15 protein-coding genes are annotated in these 20,462 nt (G+C 36.3%); 4 read left to right on the top strand and 11 right to left on the bottom strand.

Annotation, left to right across the window (positions count from 1 at the left end):
- Positions 1–228 precede the first annotated feature (228 nt).
- Complete coding sequence (gene obgE, locus IGL30_RS05705) at positions 229–1,542, bottom strand: GTPase ObgE (RefSeq protein WP_010719267.1); 1,314 nt, start codon at positions 1,540–1,542, stop codon at positions 229–231.
- Between the two features lie 329 nt (positions 1,543–1,871).
- Here obgE and gap point away from each other — a divergent pair, with 329 nt between their 5' ends.
- Positions 1,872–2,882 (top strand): type I glyceraldehyde-3-phosphate dehydrogenase, encoded by a 1,011-nt coding sequence (gene gap / locus IGL30_RS05700; RefSeq protein ID WP_010719268.1) that lies wholly within the window; start codon positions 1,872–1,874, stop codon positions 2,880–2,882.
- A gap of 131 nt (positions 2,883–3,013) precedes the next feature.
- Here gap and IGL30_RS05695 read toward each other — a convergent pair whose 3' ends face one another.
- From IGL30_RS05695 to IGL30_RS05685, 3 genes are all read right to left on the bottom strand, one after another.
- Positions 3,014–4,843, bottom strand: coding sequence for a hypothetical protein (locus tag IGL30_RS05695; RefSeq protein ID WP_123874809.1), 1,830 nt, complete (start codon positions 4,841–4,843; stop codon positions 3,014–3,016).
- Between the two features lie 527 nt (positions 4,844–5,370).
- The gene (locus tag IGL30_RS05690) at positions 5,371–6,306 is read right to left on the bottom strand and encodes an alpha/beta hydrolase (protein ID WP_123874810.1); all 936 of its coding nucleotides are present in this window, start codon (positions 6,304–6,306) and stop codon (positions 5,371–5,373) included.
- A gap of 342 nt (positions 6,307–6,648) precedes the next feature.
- A complete protein-coding gene (locus IGL30_RS05685) occupies positions 6,649–7,743 on the bottom strand; it encodes a DUF871 domain-containing protein (RefSeq protein WP_430618563.1) in 1,095 nt (364 codons plus the stop codon).
- A 184-nt stretch (positions 7,744–7,927) separates the two neighbouring features.
- Between IGL30_RS05685 and IGL30_RS05680 the strand changes: the two genes are divergently transcribed.
- Entirely contained in the window at positions 7,928–8,686 is a 759-nt protein-coding gene (locus tag IGL30_RS05680) for a peptidylprolyl isomerase (protein ID WP_123874811.1), read from the top strand.
- A 127-nt stretch (positions 8,687–8,813) separates the two neighbouring features.
- Here the strand turns inward: IGL30_RS05680 and fabZ are convergent, their stop codons facing one another.
- Positions 8,814–9,254 carry a 3-hydroxyacyl-ACP dehydratase FabZ gene (fabZ, locus tag IGL30_RS05675; protein ID WP_010719274.1) on the bottom strand — a complete coding sequence of 147 codons (441 nt, stop codon included), beginning with the start codon at positions 9,252–9,254 and terminating at the stop codon, positions 8,814–8,816.
- Between the two features lie 216 nt (positions 9,255–9,470).
- Here fabZ and fabI point away from each other — a divergent pair, with 216 nt between their 5' ends.
- Positions 9,471–10,226 (top strand): enoyl-ACP reductase FabI, encoded by a 756-nt coding sequence (fabI, locus tag IGL30_RS05670; RefSeq protein WP_010719275.1) that lies wholly within the window; start codon positions 9,471–9,473, stop codon positions 10,224–10,226.
- 451 nt (positions 10,227–10,677) lie between these two features.
- On the opposite strand, the gene IGL30_RS05665 is transcribed toward fabI, so the two are convergent.
- Positions 10,678–11,691 carry a branched-chain amino acid aminotransferase gene (locus IGL30_RS05665; protein ID WP_123874893.1) on the bottom strand — a complete coding sequence of 338 codons (1,014 nt, stop codon included), beginning with the start codon at positions 11,689–11,691 and terminating at the stop codon, positions 10,678–10,680.
- 168 nt (positions 11,692–11,859) lie between these two features.
- On the opposite strand from IGL30_RS05665, the gene IGL30_RS05660 reads away from it, so the two are divergent.
- Positions 11,860–12,774, top strand: a complete 915-nt coding sequence (locus tag IGL30_RS05660; RefSeq protein WP_034697771.1) for a mechanosensitive ion channel family protein — start codon at positions 11,860–11,862, stop codon at positions 12,772–12,774.
- A 90-nt stretch (positions 12,775–12,864) separates the two neighbouring features.
- Here IGL30_RS05660 and cbpB read toward each other — a convergent pair whose 3' ends face one another.
- The 5 genes from cbpB to IGL30_RS05635 form a co-directional block, all read right to left on the bottom strand.
- The gene (gene cbpB, locus IGL30_RS05655; protein ID WP_010719279.1) at positions 12,865–13,365 is read right to left on the bottom strand and encodes a cyclic-di-AMP-binding protein CbpB; all 501 of its coding nucleotides are present in this window, start codon (positions 13,363–13,365) and stop codon (positions 12,865–12,867) included.
- A gap of 107 nt (positions 13,366–13,472) precedes the next feature.
- Positions 13,473–13,985, bottom strand: a complete 513-nt coding sequence (locus IGL30_RS05650) for a metallophosphoesterase (RefSeq protein WP_123874812.1) — start codon at positions 13,983–13,985, stop codon at positions 13,473–13,475.
- On the bottom strand, positions 13,982–15,331 hold the full coding sequence (rph, locus tag IGL30_RS05645; protein ID WP_123874813.1) for a ribonuclease PH: 1,350 nt from the start codon (positions 15,329–15,331) through the stop codon (positions 13,982–13,984). Before rph ends, IGL30_RS05650 begins: the two co-directional genes overlap by 4 nt.
- Before the next feature lie 3 nt (positions 15,332–15,334).
- Positions 15,335–16,156, bottom strand: coding sequence for a glutamate racemase (gene racE / locus IGL30_RS05640; protein ID WP_010737494.1), 822 nt, complete (start codon positions 16,154–16,156; stop codon positions 15,335–15,337).
- Positions 16,157–16,425: 269 nt separating this feature from the next.
- Positions 16,426–20,355: a hypothetical protein gene (locus IGL30_RS05635; RefSeq protein ID WP_260221646.1), complete on the bottom strand. Its 3,930-nt coding sequence runs from the start codon at positions 20,353–20,355 to the stop codon at positions 16,426–16,428.
- Between the last annotated feature and the right edge of the window lie 107 nt (positions 20,356–20,462).

The raw sequence follows: 20,462 nt of genomic DNA, 5'->3' as shown, positions 1-20,462 counted from the left end.
ATTTTAAAAAAACAAAAGGAAAAACCCTTTAATAAATAACACATAAGAAATATAAATTTTTCCTATTAAAAAATCTTTCTGAATACTATTGGTGATAGCTTAAAAATTTTTACCAAAAGACAAATCCTACCATTGCTTAAACCAAAAAAGCGCCAAACCATTTTTCTGGTTTGACGCTTTGTTGATATTGAGTGTTAACATGGGCTCTTTTCATGAGCATACGTAATCTTATTCGACAAACTCAAATTCAAATTCACCAATTCTCACTAGATCGCCATCTTTTGCTCCACGGGCACGTAAAGCTTCGTCAACGCCCATTCCTCTCAACTGACGAGCAAAACGCATAACAGTTTCATCGTGATCGAAATTCGTCATTTGGAATAGTTTCTCAATTTTTTCTCCTGATAAAATCCAAGTAGCATCAGGATCGCGATCGATTTTAAATTCTGGCCCTTCTGGATTGAATCCATATTGAACTGTTTCTTCTTCGATTTCTTCATCATATAACGGAAACTCTGGTGTTACTTCTAGAAGATCCGCTGTCGCATTCAGCAATGGATCAATGCCTTTTCTTGTTACCCCTGAAACTGGAAAAATCGGCATATCGTCTGCAAATTCATCTGTTTTTTCTTTATTAAGCTGCTCTTTGAATTTTTTCAAATTTTCTTCTGCGTTTGGCATGTCCATTTTATTGGCTACAATTATTTGAGGTCGTTCCAATAAACGAAGATTATAAGTAGACAATTCATGGTTGATCGCCAAATAGTCTTCGTAAGGATCTCTGCCTTCCATCCCACTCATATCAATCACATGTAAAATAACACGAGTACGTTCGATATGACGTAAAAACTGCGTTCCTAAGCCAACACCTTGAGAAGCTCCTTCAATCAATCCAGGAAGGTCCGCTGCTGCAAAACTGCGTCCATCGCTAGTTGTTACCATTCCAAGATTTGGTACTAAAGTTGTGAAATGGTAGGCGCCGATTTTAGGGCGAGCGGAAGAAATAACTGAAAGTAACGTTGATTTCCCTACAGATGGAAAGCCTACTAGCCCAACATCAGCCAAGACTTTTAGCTCTAATTCGATTCTGCGTTCCTGACCTGGTTCGCCGTTTTCTGCAATTTCTGGTGCTGGGTTTCGTGGGGAAGCAAAGCGAATGTTTCCTCGTCCCCCTCGCCCGCCTTTAGCAACGACTAAGGTTTGACCATTTTCAATTAAATCGCCTAACAAAGCCCCTGTTTCAGCATCACGGACAGTCGTTCCTTGAGGTACTTTCACATAAGTATCTTCTGAACCCCGACCGTGCATCCCTTTACTCATTCCGTTTTCTCCTGGCTGTGCTTTAAAATGGCGATTGAAACGAAAATCCATTAATGTACGTAAACCTTCATCAACGATCAAAATGACGTCACCGCCACGACCGCCGTCACCACCAGCAGGTCCTCCATCAGGTACATATTTTTCTCTGCGAAAAGCGACCATTCCGTCGCCGCCTTTACCGGCCTTCACATCGATGGTTACTTGATCTAAAAACATGGACATCTTTAAGTCCTCCTATTTTAATTATCTATTATTCATTTGACTGCCTGAATTTCCACAATAAACAAAAGTCTTATTTATTTTATCGGTCAAAAGCTATTTTGTCTATCGTTTCAATTAAACTTTCCAGGTTTTGTTCATTTTTTCTATTCTGTCTAAGTGAATTGTTCCAAAGTTCTCCTAGTACTTTTCATCTCTTAGACCTTTTTATCACTTTACTTTTGTAAGTATCTTTTTTTGACAAATTTTGTGAACAGGAGGAAAATGACAGTGTATTAATCAAGGATGCGAAGTTTGCACCCTCAATATCACTAAAGGAGGAACTTTTGATTATGACAGTAAAAGTAGGTATTAACGGATTTGGACGTATTGGACGTTTAGCTTTCCGCCGAATCAAAGAAGTATCTGATGATATTGAAGTCGTAGCAATCAATGACTTAACTAGCCCAACAATGTTGGCACAGTTGCTACAATTTGATTCAACTCATGGAACCTATCCCGGTACAGTTACTGCAACAGAAGACTCAATCGTAGTAGATGGTGAAGAAACGCGTGTCTATGCTGAACCAGATGCAAGTAAAATCCCTTGGGTTAAAGAAAACGGGGTCGATATCGTACTGGAATGTACTGGTTTTTATACTTCGGAAGAAAAAGCACAAGCCCATTTGAACGCTGGGGTAAAACGTGTAGTGATCTCTGCTCCTGCTGGTGCAATGAAAACTATCGTATACAATGTAAATGATGATACGTTAGATGCTAATGATAAAATCATTTCGGCAGGCTCTTGTACGACAAACTGTTTAGCACCGATGGCTTATTTCTTAAATAATGAATTTGGTATCGAAGTGGGGACTATGACTACCGTTCATGCTTATACTTCTACACAAATGTTATTAGACGGACCAGTAAAAGGTGGAAATTTACGGGCAGCTCGATCAGCAGCTGACAACACGATCCCTCACTCAACAGGTGCGGCAAAAGCAATTGGCTTAGTTATTCCAGAGCTTCAAGGGAAATTGCAAGGTCACGCACAACGAGTACCTGTAGTGGATGGTTCATTAACAGAACTAGTCTCCATTTTAAAAACAAAAGTGACCGCTGAACAAGTGAACGAAGCGATCAAGAAACATACCGAAGACAATCCATCATTTGGTTATGATGATCGTCAAATCGTCTCTGGTGACGTAATCGGTACCACACAAGGTTCGATTTTCGATCCAACTCAAACAGAAGTCACAACGGCTGGCGATTACCAACTCGTAAAAACCGTTGCTTGGTATGACAATGAATATGGTTTCACTTGCCAAATGATCCGTTTGTTGGAAAAATTTGCTAATCTTTAATTACCAAAAAATCACATGTTTTCAACGATAGAAAATAGAGACCGTTTGAACGACTCGTTGAGTGGTTCAAACGGTCTCTTTGTCTAGTTCTTCTAAACTGGTTCAAAAAGAACGAGTGATGGTAAACCTTATCATCTCTCTTGATCAAAGATAGAATTTTTATAAACATCCCTTATTTGCGAATTATTAGCTCGTGTTTTTTTCACTTTCTTTTGAGCAAAGTGTTCTGGATAAGCTATTTTCAATGCTCTTTCTTCTCCTAAATTATTCGCTAACTCTGTATTTTTTCCACTCAATTTCTCAAGATCATTAATATAAACATAACGCCCTAACTGCATTGTACGTGAAAAAATAGCAAAATCTACTGCGGCAGAAAAATGATGAAATCCCTGTTTTGATTTTAAATAAGCACTTTGATCAATGATATAATCTGTAACTTTTCCTCCATTGCTAATTAAAGATAAATCCCTTTGAAGGATAAAGTCACTTTTGTTCTTATCGTTGCGCTTATTGAGTGCTTGTGCTAGTTCTGATAGGTTAGATTTAGAAATTTCAAATTCATGTACACAAGGTAACAGACCATTTACTTGCGTTCTTTTTTGATAGTAACCTGTGGGATCAACCACTGAAACGATAAAGTTCCCGAAAGTATTTTTCCGTATCACACAACCAAGATTCTGTTTTTCATGAGGGCCCTTGTCCTTCAACTTGATCTGAATATCATGAGAAGTAACTAGAAAAGAAGTTGGATCGCCTGGCATTAATCGAGAGAGTTCTTGTACAATCGAATTTTTTTCTAACTGATAATACTTACTATATTGAAGTGAACGGCTAATTGCTGCCACTTCATTTGGCAGAACAATCCCTCTTGACTGTTTTAATTGTTCTTCTGCTTTCTCAAATATTTCTTTTGGTTCCCGCAGCTCAGCTAGGTAAATCCCTCTGTCTTCTACTTCTACTGAATCTTGTCTATACGACGATTTTCTTTGTTGAGAAGTTGTGAGTATTGTATCTTCAATTTTTGTTTTCCAATTCTTATCCATATTTTCCACTTGTTCAGTTTTATTATGTACAATAACCATCGAATGAAGAAGACCTTCCGAATATTGTAATTGGTTCATCCTCTTAAGTGCTGCGTAATGAAACTCATTCATCAAACGTTTATGATTATTTTGTTGAGTTGCTGGTGTAAGATTGAAGTAATCCATTGGGGGCTTCGTTTGTTCATCAATGGCCTTAACCTTCTGACCTTGTATTTGACCGTTCTTTTGAACATCCTCATGAATTTGATCAACAGCATTCCCATAAAAAATGTAGTCAACGGTGTAATATAGTTGCGGAAGTAAGAAATGAAATTTTTTTGAATGTGATATATTCTTTGCCGTTTCTTTTATTTCTTGTTTATTCCTAAGATTCTCAAATTTATCCACTAGTGTAGTCTCATTCTCATGGCTAGAGTGTAATGGCGTGCCCAATAGATTGGCTAACTCTTTGGTTTTGTCTTGATCGATTGCGCATTTGCGAATCGTGAGCTCTTGGTCATTCGAAGTTACCAATGTAACGAGATATTTATTGTTTTGATTTTGGATAATTGCTCCTGTTAAACTAGTATATATAGGCTCATTTTCAGTGGTGTCCTTAATCAACTCTTTTTCCTCTTTATGTAACGGTCTCCCACTTAGGAGTGGTAATATGAGAAAACGAGCTTCATCTCCACTTAAGTGTAAAAGTTCCTGTTCTATTTTTTGTGTATCTTGGATAGCATCGCTACTCCGTTCGAATGAATCGTACATTGTAAACTGACCCTTTTCTTCAGCTAAACTTGTTATGTTAGGATCGTCACTCACATTGATCATATGACTCCAATTTTTCAAATACTCTTTAAACATCGCTTTCGTCTCATTCAAATCAGGAATATGCCGAATATCTCCAACTGGAAGATCAAAAAATTGTTCATACATTTTGAAATTCCCAAATTTGTCTTGCTTATTTACTTCAATCGAAGGTTTTTTTTTTGAACAAACGTTTTGTGCGGTTCACAATTGAATGTTTAGTATCTTTAGAGGATATTGAATTGACTAATAATCGTGCGCGCAAAGCTTGTTCTAGTTCTAGTTTATTTGCCAGTGGCATTTTTTCGCTCCCTTTCTTGAGATCATTTTTTACAATAAAAATCGTTTTGTGCGGTTGATTCGCTTTTTTTCATGAAACGATTTTATATCCGTTTTTATGTCAAAAAGGCTCCTAAATTCATTTTCTCTATTTTCATTCTTCACAATGTATTTTTCGATAATGACAGAAAGGTTCCTCTTTGCCTATTCTTGATTTTCGTTCGTTTTTTTGTCTGATTTATGTAAAATTCTCAACTATATATGTAAGCAGTCACCCATATTTCTATTGTGAACGGATGACTGCCGGTAAATAAAAAGAATGAGTTCTCTCTATTAGAATCCTAAAATTATTTTTGTATTAGCTATTAGCAAACAACTCATTGGACATATTTTGCTAAAAACTCTTTGACGGTTTGCTGATACTTTTCTGGGTCTGCCTGATACGCTTTTGCGTGTTCGGCTCCCTTGACCACGTATTTTTCTTTTGGTCCCTTAGTTGCAGCATATACTTTTGCTAACATATTATAGGGAACGAATGTATCCGCATCACCATGGATAAATAACATTGGTTTCGTATTTTTAGTTAATTGATCAACGCCACTTGCTTCCCCAAAAAAATACCCTGCTCGAATTTTTGTAATCAAGCTAGTCACTTGGATCAATGGAAAAGAAGGTAAGTTGAACATATCTTTTAGTTGATATGCAAGTTCTTCATCAACTGACGAATACCCACAGTCTTCGATGATCGCTTTCACGTTATTTGGTAGCTTCTCACCGCTCGTCATCATCACAGTTGCAGCACCCATACTTACTCCATAAAGCACGATTTGTTGCGACTGCCCTGTTTCTGCTAAGATTTTATCGATCCATTGGACGTAATCTTTTCGCTCTGGCCAACCGAATCCGATATAATCCCCTTCACTACGCCCGTGGCCTCGAGCATCTGGAACTAACACATTGTAGCCTAAATCATGAAACATTTTTGCATAATTTGCCATTGTTTCTGCATTCCCCATATAACCATGGGCAACAATAACTGTTTTATCACTTTTCTTTTCTGCTGGCAGATAGATCGCAGACAATTTCAAATGATCTGTTGATGTTAGATGCCAGTAAGTGCGATTCTCTTTCTGATTGAACCACTTTGTCGCCTCGTTTTCTTTTGTTGTTTGAGAAGTTCCCGGCGTATCGTTTTCTAAAAAATCCTTTTCTGATGGGACAACTGCATAATTATAAAAATAGTTGCCTGCAAATAATAGAACCACTATCACGACAATAGCAATTCCGATTACTATTTTTGTCAAAAGTTTCATCGCTTTCCTTCCTTATTCCATTATTAATACTAATTCTTGATTAAGTATAAACAAAGAAGTTATTCGATGCAATCCTTCCAAGAGTAAATATAAAGCTCCACATCACCCATTTCTCTTCAAATTTCATTTATAAATGGTTGTAAAAAAACCATCTTCACACAACTAATCTATCAAGATCAGTCTTGTTATCTCAGAGACATAACATCTTGACAAATTATTTAGACTAATCAATTTTTCAATCATTTTTACAAAAAAAACTTCAAAACCAGTAGAATTAACCGGCTTTGAAGTTTCCCCGATGGTTCTTAGCTTTTAAACAAAAAATTTAAAAGTTAGGAACCATTATTTTTTATTTTCGATCATTTTAAAACTTGACCACGGTTTTAAGAAGTCTAATAAGAACAATTCATCTTCTGAAATACGTCCGACTACATTCACACGACCGTCATTTTTCATCTCTTTTAGCGCAATTTGAGTTTCACCTTTGTATTGGTCATACCCCACATTATCAATCAAGACATCCCCGCGAGACATGTCCCGGGTATTATGTGGTGGGAATGGTTTATCTTTATAGTAGATTCGTGTCATTGTTGATCGAAGGATATATTCTGAACGATCACCACGATAGCTGTGGAGATTATCAAACAAACAAATCCGTTCATCTTCGGTGATATCTTCTTCAACATCTACTTTCAACGTTGGATAATCTGCATTAAATGCTTCTGCCATCGCTTTTAGTTCTTCCTCGCTCGCATAAGCATTGCCGATAGAAATATCATCGATCAAACCCGTAAGCATCAAGTGCTTGACTTGTGTAGAAATCTCTAAGTTTCGATGATCTTCAAGCGAACACAAACCGTCTTGCGTTGGCCATGGTCCGAAATCGGCGGTTTGAGAATTGACGAATGCCATTGTATTCAAATTATAATTTCTAAATTTTTCTGAGCAATACACAAAATGATCATAACTCAAACCAGAATAGCGATGAGGGTAAAAATTATGAGACCCTAACAAATTATTAGTATTCGGAGAATAACTCATGATGTTGTCAACATAACTAGTGCCAGAACTCATATTGATCTCAATCTTAATACCGTATGGATTACGTGTCATTTTTGCTTCTTCAGCTCCCGTGAACCCGATATCTAAACGGATGCCGTACGCTCCCATCTTATGAAAAAAGGAAAGATCATCGTAGGATATCCCTAATTGTTCAAATAATGCTGGGTTGATATCTACCATAACTTCCATTCCTAATTGGTTCGCATATTCCACAACTTTAGAAAAATCAGCTAAAACCTTTTCTTTGTCATCTTCTATTTGTAATAAGCTAGTAAATACACGTTTGAATCCATATTTATGTGCTAAATCCAAATATGCTTTGTCCTTTTTGAACATTGAACGTTCCGGATAAATCGAAATACCTAATTTTCCCATCAGTTGAATCCTCCCAAAATCTTTTTTGTATCCACTTACATTATAACAAAAGCGCTTTAAATGGTCTACACCTTTGAGAAAAGTGATCATAAACGAAGAAATTATGAGAAAAAGAATAGGTAAATTGAACATTATTTGTTATCATTATAGATAACAAACTGATTATCTTTGAAAGGAACCAAAAATGAAAACAAAAAAACTTCTTTTAAGTATGGGATTGGTTGCAACCCTACTATTTGCAGCAGGGTGTAATCAAAGTGAACCAAAAACAAACACTTCTGAAACAACAAGTTCAACAGAAAAAACAACGGAAAGCAGTACAAAAGAAAGTGTCGATTTAAACGCACTCCCTCTTCCTCAATTGAGCAATGAGGTCGCTGCCAATGAAGATCTGGTTGAGATGGTCACATCAAATGGGACAATCAAAATGAAATTATTCCCTGAATTGGCCCCTAAAGCAGTTGAGAATTTTATGACACATGCTAAAGATGGCTATTACGATGGCTTGACTTTCCACCGAGTGATCAAAGATTTCATGATCCAAGGAGGCGATCCTAAAGGGGATGGTACTGGCGGTGAAAGTATTTGGGGCAAAGGATTTGAAACTGAAATATCTAACCAGCTTTACAACATCCGCGGAGCTTTATCCATGGCACGTGCCCAAGATCCTAACAGTAATGGGAGCCAATTTTTTATCGTCCAAAACTCAGATGATATGCATGACGGACTATTAAAAGATGATTACCCTCAAGCAATCATCAATGCGTATAAAAATGGTGGCTATCCTAGTTTAGATGGTGAATATACGGTCTTTGGACAAGTCATCGAAGGAATGGACGTTGTAGATAAAATCGCAGAGGTTGAAACAGATGCCTCAGATAAACCAAAAGAAGCGGTTAAAATTGAAAAAATCAATATCTTACAAGAAGCGAAAGAATCATAAGACGAATCATTAAGTAAAAGCCGAAGAATAACGAAAGGTACTCCATTGCCCTTCGCTGTTCTTCGGCTTTTACTGATAACTGGGTCCTTGTAAATTCTGCTTTTATAAAAAAAGCCGCTTTACCCAATTAAGCATCTTTGTTCACAATAAAAGTAAACTCACACTCACAAACTTTTTTATCCTCGACATAAGCCGCAGATAAAGCGGTACCTACTGCACCTTTCATTTTTGTGATTTCAAAATGACATTTCATCACGTCACCAGGAACCACTTTCTGGCGAAATTTCGCTTTGTTAATCCCACCGATATACGCTCTTTTGCCTAAAAATTCTTCTGATTTTAAAATCAGAATCGATCCAGCTTGCGCTAAGGTTTCTAGAATCAATGCACCAGGCATTACTGGATTATCAGGAAAGTGTCCTTGGAAGAAATCTTCATTGATCGTTACATTTTTCGTTGCGACGATTTTCTTTCCTGGTTCTAAGGTATCGACATAATCGATATAGCATATTGGATAACGATTGGGGATCAAGTCCATTACTTCAGTAGCTGATAATACGTAAGACATAATATACTCCTTCTTTTGGCTAATTGCCTTGATTATTACTTTGATTATCAAAGTATCATATTCTTAAATTTTTAGCAATCTTTTTTTATTATTTAAAAAAATAGTTTGACAATCAAAGCATTTTGACTAATAATAGAAAATCAAGAGGTTATTATTTTGCAATTATTGTTTATTATACAACCTATTAAATCTTTTTAAGATCAAAGGAGTGTCAATATGTCTTTTTTAGAAGGAAAGAAAATCGTCATTATGGGCGTCGCAAATAAGCGTAGTATTGCTTGGGGTTGTGCCGAAGCAATGATGAAACAAGGTGCTGAGATCATCTATACTTATCAAAATGAACGCATGAAAAAATCATTGCTTAAATTAGTCGGCGAAGATGCCTTTACGGTGGAATGTGATGTATCAAGTGATGAAAGTATTGAAAAAGCAATGGATGCAATCGGCGAATATGCTGGAGAAATCCACGGCCTAGTACACGCGATCGCATACGCAAACAAAGAAGAATTATCAGGAAACGTATCCGATATCTCACGTGACGGCTATCAATTAGCGCAAGATATCAGTAGCTATTCATTAATCGCTGTAACAAAATATGCACAAAAGTATCTAGCACATAACAGCGGAATTGTAAGCATGTCTTATTTAGGATCAGAACGCGCTATTCCTAACTACAACATGATGGGAATCGCAAAAGCATCTTTAGAAGCAGCCATCCGTTACTTAGCTGCAGAACTATCTCCTAAAGGCATTCGTGTCAACGGTATTTCAGCTGGAGCGATCAAAACATTAGCGGTTACTGGCGTGAAAGATTACCAAAAATTGATCCAATTATCTGAATCACGTACACCAGATCAACAAGGTGTGACGATCGAAGAAGTCGGGAATGCCTGTGCCTTTTTAATTAGCCCATTATCAAGCGGAATGATTGGCGACATCGTTTATGTAGATAAAGGCGTCCACTTATCTTAAGAGGACCCTATTTACTTTAGTCATCCCATTTAAAACAACACGAATCGCTTTTTATTTAAGTAAGATAACGGAAAAATTCGTTTAACACTAACGAACTCACCGGTTTCAAATAAACTTTAAACGACGACCTACTATTGATAGGCTTATCAATATTGGGTCGTCGTATTTTGATTGATCCCTAAAAAAATATGAGACCCAGACAATGATACGCATGAAATATGCCTATCTAGATTATTGTGACAGATTACAAGCCATTTGATTGTTAAAATATAAATAGTTTATATTTTAATATGAGTGAAATTGTATTTTCTATTTGGTGATGGATAAACTCTTCTAAAGTAGTATGTGGCAAGAAAGCTTGTAAAACTAATTTTATAAAAAAACTAGGACAGATCATCTATATCTGTCCTAGAAATCGTAGCATCTCTTTTTTATTAGATTATACTGTTGTTTATTCGACTACTTCGATCCAACCCTCAGGCGCTTCTACATCGCCAAACTGGATCCCTGTCAATTCATCATACAATCGTTTAGTTACAGGACCAACTTCTGTTTCGCTATGGAAAACATGTAAGTTATTTTGATAATAGATCCCTCCGATCGGTGAGATGACCGCTGCTGTGCCACACGCTCCTGCTTCGGCAAATTGGTCTAATTGATCAATAAAGATATCCCCTTCGACAGCAGTTAAGCCTAAACGCTCTTCAGCCAATTGTAAGAGTGAATATTTCGTGATACTTGGTAAAATCGATGGCGATTGCGGTGTGATAAATTGCCCATCTTTAGTAATACCAAAGAAATTCGCTGCACCGACTTCTTCAATTTTCGTGTGAGTAGCAGGATCTAAATACACGCAGTCTGAATAATCTAATTCCTTCGCTTGTGTACCTGGCAACAGACTAGCTGCATAGTTCCCTCCTACTTTTGCTGCCCCTGTTCCATTAGGTGCTGCCCGGTCATACTCTGATACAATAAAGTTCGTTGGTTTCAAACCACCTTTAAAGTAAGCACCAACTGGTGTACAGAAAACGACAAATAAGTACTCTGGCGCTGGGTGCACACCAATGTTTTCACCGACACCAATCAGAAAAGGACGTAAGTATAATGTTGCGCCTGTTCCATAAGGTGGTACAAATGCTTCGTTCGCTTTGACTACGTCTTTCACAGCATCAATGAACATTTTTTCTGGTACCATCGGCATCAATAATCGTCTAGCACTTTGATTCAAACGACGGCTGTTTTGATCTGGTCGAAAAATATTGATCTTGCCATCTTTTCTTCGGTAAGCTTTTAATCCTTCAAAGCATTGTTGTCCATAATGAAGCGCTGGAGAACCTTCATGGATTGTTAAATAGTTGTCTTCCGTCAATTCTCCTTTTTCCCATTGACCATCTTTCCACTTTGCAACGTAACGCCAAGGAGTTTTGATATATGAGAAACCTAAATTATTCCAATCCAATTGCATATTCATTCCACCTATCTTTGTTTTGTGAATATTTTAGCACTATCCTTGAGGTTTGTCATTTTATTTTTTGGAAAATTTCTGAAATTTGAAACAGTTTTGCTGATTTTCTTTTTCCCTCGTTCTTGTTACAATACAGTAGTGAGTATATATTTTAGAAAAGGGGATCTTATGTTTTTACAACTAGCGACAACAGCAACCACTTCCACAGGTGAAACATTAACTGACCAAGCAGTCCACCAAGTGAATGCTTTCCAACGTTTCTGGAATACGATCGATTGGGATGCAATTTTTGCAACCTTTATCCAAAAAGGACTTTATTTAGTTTTTTTAATTCTTTTATTTGCCATACTCAACCGTGTCGGAAAATATTTAATTGATAAATCTTTTAAACAATATTCTAAGAAATCGGTTTTGAATGAAAGTCGTTTAAAAACGTTACACAGTCTGTTAAATACGATTTTCCAATACACGATGGGTTTTTTCTTTATTTATGCGATTTTATCCGTCATTGGTGTTCCGATTGGTTCATTGTTGGCAGGAGCGGGAATCGCTGGGGTAGCAATTGGATTGGGCGCACAAGGCTTTATGAGTGATGTGATTACTGGCTTTTTCATTATTATGGAACAACAAATGGATGTCGGAGATTATGTAAAATTAGCGAATCTATCAATTGAAGGAACAGTGGCTTCTGTCGGTATTCGGACGTTACAGCTAAAAGCCGTAGACGGTACGGTCCACTTTATTCCCAATCGAAACATCACGACTATCAGCAACCTATCCAGAGCGAATATGCAAGTTCTACTTGATATTCGCATCGTGCCGGAAGAAGGCTATGATTCTATCTACGAAATCATCGATCGTGTAAATCAACGATTAGCTGAAAAATACCAAGACGACTTACAAACTGAACCAACAATTTTTGGATTAGTCGATTTAGGGAACAGTAATTTTGCGATTCGAACCATTTGTTATGCCTTGAATGGAAAACAATTTGTTTTGAAAGAAGAATTTTTGAGTTCTTATGTAAAAGAATTGACAACAGCAGGATTTACCATTCCTAACAGCCCGATCAGCTTGAAATAAAAAAGATTGAGACGATTCCTTACGCTTTCCATTAAATGACCTTAATGGAGAAATAAGTGTAATCAGTCTCAATCTTTTTTGCTTTAATCGTTAACTAACGATGTCTAACTTTTCTTTTAATTCTTCGACTTTAGGCGAAACAATGTTTCGTCGTTCCAATTCATGCACCATATAGTTGACTGCCTTTAGTAGTTCTTTTCGAGTAATGATCCCTTTAAAAACTTTGTCTTCTGTAACAACCGGTAGAAAAGGTGAATCAACTAATAAATGGAGAACTTCTTCTAGTTCCCAATTTTCATCGATCGTTGCAACATTCGTTTCCATTACATCTGCAACGGTTAATCCTTCTAATGGGTCCATACTGATTGTTTGTAGATCGATCATTTTATTGACGACATCAGATAAGCTAACTAATCCCACAAAACGGTCATCTTTTCCTAGTACAGGGATCTTCGTATAACCTACTTTCGATAAAACAAGCAAACCATGTGATAATGGATGTTGATACATGACATTCGCTACATTTTCAGCCGAGATCAAAAAAGTCTCTCGATTTTGTAGCAATAACTCTCTTACAATCGGTCCAATCATTGGAGGGCCTCCATTTCAATTTCATTTCAACATAATTATTTTACCGAAAACGGATGCAAAATTCATATAAAAAATCGAGATTTTAGTAAAAATTAGAGATTTTTTGCTTACAAGGAAAAAGTGAAAGCCAGTTCCTCGACAGGTTGATGCGCTCGATTATAATATTGAACATTGACTTGTTCTCCACTGTGTTCAATCAAGGCATAAGAAGGGATTTGGATCGGTCCTCGTGGTTGCGAAATGCTTCCAGGATTCAAATACAAGACCCCTTCTACTACCTCACAACCAATTTGATGCGTATGACCAAAAAAGACCATCGTTGCTTGGTTGGCTTGCGCTTCAAGCGCTAATTGAGTAAGACCAAAACGAACATTTGCCAAATGTCCATGAGTGATAAATATTTTATCTTTCACAGTATCAACCCACTCTTTTTCAACAAATCCCGGTCCGAAATCACAATTTCCCTTGACTACATGGAAGTGCGTCCACAATTGATCTTCTGGCGATAATTCTGAATCGCCACAGTGAAAGAAGAAATCCACTTTCGTTTGATAACGAGCAACTAGATCAGCTAAGATTTCCCGATCACCATGGTTATCACTGACAACTAAATAGTTCATTTGTTTTCACCTTCCAACCAGCTTTGCCATACTTGGCTCAATTTCTTCATTGCTTGTGCCCGGTGGCTTACTTGGTTTTTTTCTTCACTTGACATTTCGGCTGCAGTTTCAGTTGAACCGTCAGGAATAAATAGTGGATCATACCCAAAGCCGTTGTCTCCTCTTGGGATTCTTCCTACTTTTCCTGGCCATTGCGCTTCCACCACTAGACTTTCTTTATCCGGTGCAGCAAAAACCAAGGTGCAATGAAATTGCGCCGTTCTTTTCTCATCAGGAATCTCCGTCATCTCATAAAGTAATTTCGCATTGTTTCCTGCATCACTTTTGTGTTCACCGGCAAATCGTGCAGAGTAGATTCCTGGCATGCCACCTAAAGCATCTACTTTCAAACCAGAGTCATCAGCTAATACAGGTTGATTCAACAAATAAGCAATCGTTTCCGCCTTCAGACGAGCATTTTCCTCAAACGTTGAACCAGTTTCTTCTACATCAGGTAATTCAGGATAATCAAACAATGTTTTGACTTCATAACCAGCTTTGCCAAACATCGCTTTAAATTCTTCTGCTTTTCCAGCATTTTTGGTAGCAATAACGATCGTCTTCAAATCGTCCTCTCTTTCTGCTCGTTGCTCGAACAAGACATTTTTTTGTTCAAGAATCAATTGCTCAATCGCCGTTTTTCCATAAAAGAGCAGATCGTTTAATTGTTCTCCATCAAAGGTTGCTTCTTCCCCAGTTCCTTGAATCTCGACAAATTTGCCAGATTCAGTCATGACTAGATTCATATCGACTAGCGCTGCAGCATCTTCTTCATAATCTAAATCTGCCACACATGTCTGATCGGGTAAAATCCCAACACTGATAGCAGCTAAATGTTCAATAACTGGATCTTCACCTAAAACTTTTGTTTGAAGTAACTTTTCGACTGCTAATTTTAACGCAATAAAAGCTCCTGTGATGCTAGCCGTTCTTGTCCCACCATCTGCTTGCAAAACATCGCAATCAATGATAATACTACGTTCGCCTAACTTTTTCAGATCAACGACCGCTCTTAACGAACGACCAATCAACCGTTGGATTTCCATTGTGCGTCCTGAAAGTTTTCCTTTGCTGCTTTCTCTTCGATTTCTAGTATGAGTCGCACGTGGCAACATGCTATATTCTGCTGTTACCCAACCAGTTCCTGTTTCTCTTAAAAATGGCGGAACGTTTTCTTCAATCGTAGCAGAACAATTGACGATCGTATCACCAAAGTGAATCATAACAGAACCTTCTGGATGTTTAAAAACATTTGTTTCAATCTTTATTTTTCTTAACTGCTGAGGTTGTCTTCCATCGTGACGCATCTGTTATTTTCCTCCTAATTCAATATGCTCAACATTCAACTGATCGAGCATCAACCAATCTTGTGCAATCTCTTTAAAAAGCTTAGCTGAACCAGTCGTATAGAATTGGCATAACGTCCGCCCCTCATTGACTGAATTGCTGATTTCAAAATAGTCCAGCAACATCGAAACTTCCCCGACAGTCTCTGCACCTGAATCGATTAATGTTACACTTTCTCCCATAACGTTTTGGATAATCGGACGTAACAAAGGGTAATGGGTACAACCCAATACTAATGTATCGATTTTCTTAGTAACCAATGGCGCTAGTGTCTGGGCAACGATTTTTTTTGCAACTGACGAATGATATTCATTACTTTCCACTACCGAAACGAATTTTGGACAAGCCAAACTAGTCACGGCAAGTTCAGGTACCTTCGTTTTCAGCGCTGTTTCATAAGCACGACTTTTGATCGTTCCGAGGGTTCCGATAATCCCTACTTGTTTATTTCTTGTTTGTTTAACAGCTGCTCTTGTCCCAGGTAAGATCACACCAATGACTGGAATAGGAAGTGCCGCCTTGATTTCTTCTAAAGCAACCGCAGTAGCAGTATTACAGGCAATCACTAACATTTTGATGTTTTGTTCCACCAAATGATTCGTCATTTCCCAAGTAAATTCGATCACTTGTTCTGCCGGTCTAGGACCATAGGGGCAACGGGCAGTATCTCCAACATATAAGATATTTTCATTTGGTAATTGTTTCAATGCTTCTTTGACCACCGTCAATCCACCAACACCTGAATCAATAAAACCAATCGGGCGATTATCAGTCAATAGTATCATCCTTTTTCTCAATAAATTCTATCTTCCTTATTGTGGACTTTTTAAGGTGATTTTTCAAGTACTACCTTTGTACTTCTATCCATAAAGCTTGAATAGCTCACACAGTCGATCTAAAGAATCACTAGTTTGACTTAATGATCTTAAGTTAGTTGTTTTTAGCAGATGAAGATTGCTCTTTATCTACACTTATCATGAATGATTGCGATTCGTTTTAGAGATACTAGAAGAGACTGAGACAAGTTTTGTCCCAGTCTATGAGCAATTATGGTTTATCGACTAACTTCAGCTGATCCTTGAGATAAAGAATTCATTTGTTTTATATTTTTGTTTGGTTTTGGTAGAGTATTTTGTTCCGATCCTCGATTACTTAGTCTTTGATTCAATGGTAATGGAACTTGATCTATTGTATTTGGGTTTGTTCTATCTAGTTCGGGAAGCTTACTTAGCAAAGTTGTTTTTCCATTGATTATTTCGTTAAGCTCTTTTTTATCTTCTTTAGTCAGAGTAAGCATATAAGGTATATTGCGTCTATTTATTTCATTAAGTTTTCTGCTACCAATAAATTCCGCCATCGTAGATAGCATTTTGGGTTCTACCTTTTGGTTCTCTTTAAGTGCTAATGCAGTGTTCATTGCTCGAGATAACAAAAGCGCGTTGTCATCCACTACTTCAGCTATAGTCTTCCCATTTATTTTAATGTCTGCTTCATTTTCTTGTTTTTTATCTGTTTGTTGTTTCGCTCTTTCTCTGATTATATCCCGAAGTGCTTCTTTTTCTTCTATTCTCATGACAAGATTATCAGAAAGTGTATCCATATACTTTTCATCAAGATAACTATTCTCAATGGTAATTGCTATTTCATGTAAATCCTTTGGAGAGGTAGTTTTATTCTCTGAAAGTTGATAATTTACTTTTATTGTTTCAGCCAATAGGGAGACTATCTTATTCTGTACCACAACATTTAATAGATTAATCCGGGCTGGTGCTTTTGGTAAAGTTCCTGGTTTTGGCGACGTATTTGGTTCCAAGCCTGGAGTATTCTCACTTTGATTTAGTAGAGTTCTTAAATTTGGTTTTGGTGATGTCTGTAGTGGATTCTTTGGTTTTGAATCTAAATTGTTTAGTCCTTGACTTAATGTTGAACTTAGGTTCATTTTAGCTGGTTCTTGTGAAATTTCGAGTTCCTTATTTAGCAATGTTGTTTTTTCATTTATTATTTCATTAAGCTCTTTTTTATCTTCTTTAGTCAGAGTAAGCATATAAGGCATATTGCGTCTATTTATTTCATTAAGTTTTCTGCTACCAATAAATTCTGCCATCATAGATAGTATTTCTGGTTCTACCTTTTTGTTCTCTTTAAGTTCTAATGCAGTGTTCATTGCTCGAGATAGCAATAGTGCGTTGTCATCTAGTACTTCAGCTATGGTCTTCCCATTTATTTTAATGTCTGCTTCATTTTCTTGTTTTTTTTCTGTTTGTTGTTTCGCTCTTTCTCTGATCATATCCCGAAGTGTCTCTTTATCTTCTCTTGTCATGACAAGAGCGTTTGGAACCGCATCCATATACTTTTTATCAAGAGAACTATTCTCAATGGTAATTGCTATATTATGTAAATCCTTTGGAGAGATAGTTTTATTCTCTGAAAGTTGGTAAGCTACTTTTATTTCTTCAGCCAATAGGGATACGATCTTATCATTTATTACGCTATTTGAGAATATATTCCGAAGCTTGTCTTTGTCTGCTTGTGTCAAGGCAAGCGTACGCATGAGCTCCAGTTTCTGGTCTATATTTAGGTTTAAATTCACAACCTCATTTGCTATTCTATGTAGTTTATTCGAGGTTGCAGGTCGATCCTCTGAAAGCTGATGCTTATTTGTAATAGTAGTAGCAACAGCATGTACATTCTGCTGAAATAATTGTTCTGATTCTGTTGATTTTTTTTTGACATTATTACGTCTTTCATTCGCAATATGTTTTGCTATTTCCTTTAGATCATGTTGGGCGTTAGGTTTGTATTTTTTTATAATAGCTATATTAGCAGCTTTCTTTTGTTCTTCGTATATAGACAGAAGAGTGTCTTGATCTTTTTCTGATATTTTAAGTTCGAAAATAACCTCTCTTTTCTGTTCATCACTAAGATCTAATTTCGCAATCTTTTTTGCTGTTTTATTTAGTTTTTCTGGGGAGTTAGATTGATCCTCTGAAAGTTCATATTTAGTTGTAATAGCTAGAGTAGCAGCTTTCTTAATTACTTGTATTTTTTTTAGTTCTTTGTATATTGTCCGAAGAGTGTCTCTATCTTCTGTTTCTATTGCAAGTAGATGAATAACTTCTTTTTCCTTTTCCTGTGCTTTACTAAGATTTAAATCCATAAGCTCATTTGCTATTGCCTTTAGTTTCTCTTGAGGGGTCGTTTTTTCAACTGAAAGTTGATATTTACTTGAAATAGCTGTAGCTGCAGTAACTATTTTCCAATTCAATTTCTCCTCAAATTTGTTTAAGTACATTTCTCGAAGAGTATCTTGATCTTTTTCTGATATTTCAAGTATTCTAATAACCTCTCTTTTCTGTTCATCACTAAGATCTAATTTCGTAATCTTTTTTGCTATTGTATTTAGTCTCTCTTGAGGAGTCGTTTTTTCAACTGAAAGTTGATATTTACTTGAAATATCTTTAGCAATACTAACTCTTTCCCCATTCAAGTTCTTCTCTAATTCGTCCGAGTACATTTCTCGAAGAGTGGCTTTATCTTTTTCTGGTATTTTTAGTTCGAGAATAACCTCTCTTTTCTGTTCTTCACTAAGATCTAAATCCACAATCGTTTTTGCTATTTTATTTAGTTTTTCTGGGGAGTTAGATTGATCCTTTGAAAGTTCATATATATTTGTAATAGTTAGAGTAGCAGCTTTTATGTTAGCGTCTTTCTGACTTTCTTGTGTTTTTTTAAGTTCGTTATATATTGTCCTAAGAGTTTTTCTATCTCTTGTTTTCATTTCAAGTAGGTGAAAAATATCCTTTCCAATTCCCTGTACTTCACTAGGATTTAAATGCATAAGCTCATTTGCTATTGCCTTTAGTTTCTCTTGAGGGGTCGTTTTTTCAATTGAAAGTAGATATTTACTTGAAATAGCTGTAGCTATACTAACTCTTTCCCAATGCAATTTCTGCAATTTCTTCTCTAATTTGTTCGAATACATCTTTCGAAGAGTGTCTTTATCTTTTTTTGGTATTTCAAGTTCGAGAATAACCTCTCTTTTCTGTTCGTCACTAAGATCTAAATCCACAATCGTTTTTGCTATTGCCTTTAAATTATTCTGGGAGTTAGGTTGATCCTCTGAAAGTTTATATATATTTGTAATAGCTAGAGTAACAGCTTTTATGTTAGCGTCTTTCTGACTTTCTTGTATTATTTTTAATTCTTTGTATATTGACCGAAGAGTGTCTTTATCTTTTTTTGGTATTTCAAGTTCGAGAATAACCTCTCTTTTCTGTTCATCACTAAGATCTAAATCCACAATCGTTTTTGCTATTGCCTTTAAATTATTCTGGGAGTTAGGTTGATCCTCTGAAAGTTTATATATGTTTGTAAAAGCTATAGTAACAGCTTTTACGTTAGCGTCTTTCTGACTTTCTTGTATTTTTTTTAATTCTTTGTATATTGTCCGAAGGGTGTCTCTGTCTTTTGTTTCTATTTCAAGTAGGTAAATAATCTCATGTTCCTGTAATGTACTAAGATTTCGATTTATAAGCTCATTTGCTATTGCCTTTAATTTCTCTTGAGGAGTAGTTTTTTCAACTGAAAGTTCATATGTATTTGTAATAGCTATTAGTGCAGCTTTCGTTTCTTCCGACAAAGGCATGTTTGAATTAAGTCTATGTTTTTCATTAAGATAGTTAATAAAAAAGGTTCTATTATTACTATTTATTTCTATATTTCTTTGTTGTAACAGATTTTTCTCTTCTAGAAAAGATTTTAGATAGGTGGAGATTTCTTCATAGGAGGGGATTTCTTCAGTTGAAGCTTGATCATCTTTAGAAAGATCTTTATCCAATGCTGCTGATGTTTCCAGATCAGTACGTTTCTTTTTCGTAAATTTATACTTATTGAATAGTCTATAAAAAAAACCACGCTGATCTTGGGACTGTATGCTAACTTTCTCTTCATTGTTTTTATTTATATTCTGTTCCTTGTTTGGCATGCTGTTTTCTCCTTTGAGATTTTATATACGCTTTATAAATTTATCAGAAAAAAAAGGACATCAAAAACTTTTATTTCTAAACAAAGAAATTCTTGGGATTTAATACT

Source organism: Enterococcus sp. DIV1089c, assembly GCF_050530965.1.
Taxonomy (GTDB): Bacteria; Bacillota; Bacilli; order Lactobacillales; family Enterococcaceae; genus Enterococcus_B; species Enterococcus_B hirae.
This window is presented reverse-complemented; position numbering and strand designations above follow the sequence as displayed.